The sequence below is a fragment of the Lutimaribacter saemankumensis genome (genome assembly GCF_900100005.1).
Taxonomy (GTDB): domain Bacteria; phylum Pseudomonadota; class Alphaproteobacteria; order Rhodobacterales; family Rhodobacteraceae; genus Lutimaribacter; species Lutimaribacter saemankumensis.
Genome location: NZ_FNEB01000032.1, coordinates 1 through 3,561, shown reverse-complemented (window position 1 = coordinate 3,561; position 3,561 = coordinate 1). Strand labels below are relative to the sequence as shown.

The following is a 3,561-nucleotide window of genomic DNA, read 5'->3' as shown; positions in this document are numbered from 1 at the left end:
GGCGCCATACCAGCCTCTGTAATCCTACCGCTGAGTAGCAGGAACAGCATGAGCAAGAGCGCAGCAGTCGGAACGATGTGCAGCCAAAAATGAATTCTTGCGAGTTTGCTTTGCCCCATGTCCGGAAAAGTCCGGTAAGCCAAGGCAAACACCATGGGAAGAACGAAGCCCAGTAAATTGAGATGCGCGTGAAGAGGCGCGAAATCATGTCGGCCGCTCGCTCCCATATGGATGCCGAATGCGATACCGACCACGAGAAAACACGTACCCACAAGCATGAAATTGCGTGAAACGGTCATTGGTCCCTCCCAAACGGCTCTATCGTCCGTTGCGTAGATCCTCTTACACTGTATCACGAACCGTATAGCTCAGGACAAAAAAAGCACGTCACCAATGGGTTGAGCTGCGCGACTTCCAGAGCAGGCACGGCAACACACGTGAAGGCGCGCAGTTGCTGAGCACGTTGCCGGCGGATCTCGACAGCCAACATCGTACCAAACCTTTGCCACCAGAACCGGATCGTTTCATGGCTGACGTCGATGCCGGGCTCGTGCAGCAGATCTTCGACGTCTCTGAGTGATGACGGAAGCCCCCTTCCCGCCTCAAGCCAAGTCCCTCTGACAAGACCTGTGAGAACTTTGTTTCGGGCGTCTGACGAACATCCAGTGCCCTTGGATGAGCAGATGGGAAAGGCGGCAGCGCGGTATCGGTGGATTTGACGGGCGAAGAGCGGTCATTGATTGCGTGCTTAACCCACGACCGCTATGCGGACTTTTCCGTCGTTTGGTTCCAGCTCTTTAGTGGATGCTTTCTGTCCGCCTCGACGCTAGCCACCTACAAGATGATTGACTGAAGCGCGGTCGGCTTCGGCGACGTCATAGGCCCATGATCGAAATGCCTCTACCTTGGGGGTCTGCCATTTGTCACGCCCGCCGATTAGGCAGATGCCACCATCAGGAGATTTGCAGACCATGTCTAAGAAGGGGGCTACCAAAGTTCCGGCTTGCAATTCGTCACGGCATAGAACGAGGTCTGCCATCACAACGCCGAGGCCCATCACGGCTGCTTTCGTGGCGATGTCGATGTTGGGGAAATCCTGACCGGTGGTCGGGTCGACTCCTGCGGGGCGGAAAACGTCTATCCACGCTCTCCAGTCGGTGTGATTTCGTGTTTCGTGTAGCAACTCGCAAGTAGCAAGCGCCTCGGGCACTTTCAGCGCTTTGTCGCGAAAATAGTCTGGCGTGCAAGCCGGGGTAAGTAGGACAGGAAAGAGCGTCTGTATTTCCAAATCCCGTGAGCGGTTCGGCCAGTTAGCTACTGAGAAGCCAATATCAGCGTCGATTGGATCAAAGCCACTGTCGGGAAAAAAGTCTGTTGTCAGTCGCACATTAAACTGCGGATGTGCCTGCCTGAAATCCTCCAGCTTAGGCAACAGCCATCGGATCGAGGTTCCTGGCGGGCAGAGGATGCGCAGTTCGGCGGCATCCGAGGAGACTTCTTCCGCTGCTCGTCCGATCATTCCGAACGCTTCTGAAACGACCGGCAGAAACCCGGCGCCTGCGGACGTCAATCGGACGCCCTGCGCCTGCCGCACAAAGAGCTGAACGCCCAAGTGGTCCTCGAGCAGTTTGACGTGTCGACTGACAGCGCCGCGTGTCACATGGAGTTCTTCGCTCGCGCCAACGAAACCACCGTGGCGGGCCGCAGCCTCAAAGGCCTTGAGGGCATTAAGCGGCGGCAGTCTTGACATATCCTAGGGTCATTTTTTTTCATCCATTGGGTGCGAAATCTTGGTTTGCCCAGAGTTCGCGGCATGCGCTATCGCTAGCTTTAGTTAATATATCTGAGGAAAATTCGATGTTGGCAAGTGAACTTGAGCACGATCCGTCGATCAGGAAATCGGCAACCTTCCTTGAGGTGTTGAAAAAAGCCATCCCTAGGCGTCGAGACAAAGAGCTGAACACGCATCTCAGAGCTGACCTGGAGCGCCTTGCCTTTAGTGCACCGCACATGCTTTCGGACATCGGTTTCGAGCGAGACGTGAAGGCTTGTTCCCCCGATAAGGTGGTGTGGCGCCGCGGCACGCATTGCGTGACCATCTACAACTCAACAAAGACGGTCTCTATCTGGAATTGATAGTTTGATTTTATTGAGTCGAGCAAATTTCTGGTTTGCGGGACAAAAAAGAATTCATCGGAATGAAGAAGTCGCTGCGTCTGACTTGCTATTCCGATGGAACATCAGCCTTTGTTTTGAGCTTCACTTCAATCGTGGTAGCTTCGCTGTAAGAATTGAGGGAGGCAAACATGTCCGACTTCGCAGAGTTCGGGGCACGTGAGAAAGAGGGGTGGGCCAACGGTGCCATCGTAGATGCCTACATCAAACACTTCGTTCCCGTCACGGACCATGTCGGCAAATACATTGCTGAAAATCACATTGTCGCCCAAGACAAAGTTCTCGATCTTTGTTGTGGGCAAGGGACGCTAACGGCTGTGATGTCGGAGAAAGGGGCCAACGTTACCGGTTTAGACTTTTCGCCCGAAATGCTTGCAAAGGCTCGCGGGGCAGCGCCGTCTGCAGAAATTGTCGAGGGGGATGCGATGGCGATGCCCTTTGAGGATGCCGTATTCGATAAAGTCGTCTGCAATTTCGGCATGATGCACATACCGGATCAACCAAAAACGCTTTCGGAAATTAGGCGTGTATTGAAACCAAATGGCGAATTCATCATGGCAACTTGGATTGGGCCTGCCGCGTCGCCAGCATTTGCAGCAGTGTTTGGGGCCTTAAAGACTCACGCTGATTTTTCTGCGGCACCCGCACAACCAGACTTGTTCGCATTTGCAGGTCGTGACTACGCAGAAGCGACTATGGCCGCTGCGAGGCTAGCATTACTAAATCACGAAACAGTCGATTGCGAATGGGTTTTGGAACAACCTACCGAGTTGTTTGATATTTTTCTTAACGCAACCGTCGGCGCTGGAATGCTAATTAGAAGCCAGACTGACGAGACAATTGAGAAGATAGCGGCGTCTATTGCGGAGACTGTCAGCAACAAGTTCAGCTACGGTTCAAAGTTCCATGTACCGGTGCCGTTCGCCGTTATCTCAGCAAAGGCAAGCTGAAATCAGGTCCCTTCCGGGCTCGAAGGTATCATTCGCCGCAGGTTGTATGAATGTCCGCATTGGGCCGTTCTCGTCAATCGACATAACCGAAAGGACTTATGATTGCCGCCTGGCTCGACGTTGCCTGCCCGCCACACCCTTGAAGGCGCTCCGTTTGCTTCCACAGTGCTTCCACGGCAGGCTTGAATACAAAAGCCGCCCTGGCGGACGGCTTGTAAGCGATTGATAATTTTTGGATATTCGGTTGCGGGGGTAGAATTTAACCTATTCCGAACACGAGCAAAGCTGCGCACAGATGTCAAACAAAGGTCAATTGAGAATTAGCGGCCTTACCAACTTGATCTCAGTTTGACCCTGTCAGGTTTTCCGCCTCAGTCCCTTAGGAAATGCAGCCGCGGGAAACCCCGCGGCTGCAACTAGCTGGATCAACCGGCAA

General features: G+C 53.6%; 4 protein-coding genes and 1 pseudogene. 2 read left to right on the top strand and 3 right to left on the bottom strand.

Annotated features, from left to right (window positions below; translation table 11 throughout):
- From BLT50_RS18740 to BLT50_RS18730, 3 genes and pseudogenes are all read right to left on the bottom strand, one after another.
- Positions 1 to 299, bottom strand: a 299-nt coding sequence (locus BLT50_RS18740; RefSeq protein WP_217629261.1) for a hypothetical protein, incomplete at its 3' end; no start/stop codon positions are given.
- Between the two features lie 137 nt (positions 300 to 436).
- Positions 437 to 586, bottom strand: a pseudogene (locus BLT50_RS19825) (IS6 family transposase); the annotation flags it as partial.
- A 240-nt stretch (positions 587 to 826) separates the two neighbouring features.
- Positions 827 to 1,750: a LysR substrate-binding domain-containing protein gene (locus BLT50_RS18730; protein WP_090030817.1), complete on the bottom strand. Its 924-nt coding sequence runs from the start codon at positions 1,748 to 1,750 to the stop codon at positions 827 to 829.
- A 107-nt stretch (positions 1,751 to 1,857) separates the two neighbouring features.
- Between BLT50_RS18730 and BLT50_RS18725 the strand changes: the two genes are divergently transcribed.
- Positions 1,858 to 2,136, top strand: a complete 279-nt coding sequence (locus tag BLT50_RS18725; protein WP_090030815.1) for a hypothetical protein — start codon at positions 1,858 to 1,860, stop codon at positions 2,134 to 2,136.
- 170 nt (positions 2,137 to 2,306) lie between these two features.
- Positions 2,307 to 3,125: a class I SAM-dependent methyltransferase gene (locus BLT50_RS18720; protein WP_090030814.1), complete on the top strand. Its 819-nt coding sequence runs from the start codon at positions 2,307 to 2,309 to the stop codon at positions 3,123 to 3,125.
- Positions 3,126 to 3,561: the final 436 nt, after the last annotated feature.

Coding starts and splice junctions, on each gene's coding strand:
- BLT50_RS18730 (WP_090030817.1), bottom strand. CDS start 1,750: ATGTCAAGACTGCCGCCGCTTAATGCCCTCAAGGCCTTTGAGGCTGCG.
- BLT50_RS18725 (WP_090030815.1), top strand. CDS start 1,858: ATGTTGGCAAGTGAACTTGAGCACGATCCGTCGATCAGGAAATCGGCA.
- BLT50_RS18720 (WP_090030814.1), top strand. CDS start 2,307: ATGTCCGACTTCGCAGAGTTCGGGGCACGTGAGAAAGAGGGGTGGGCC.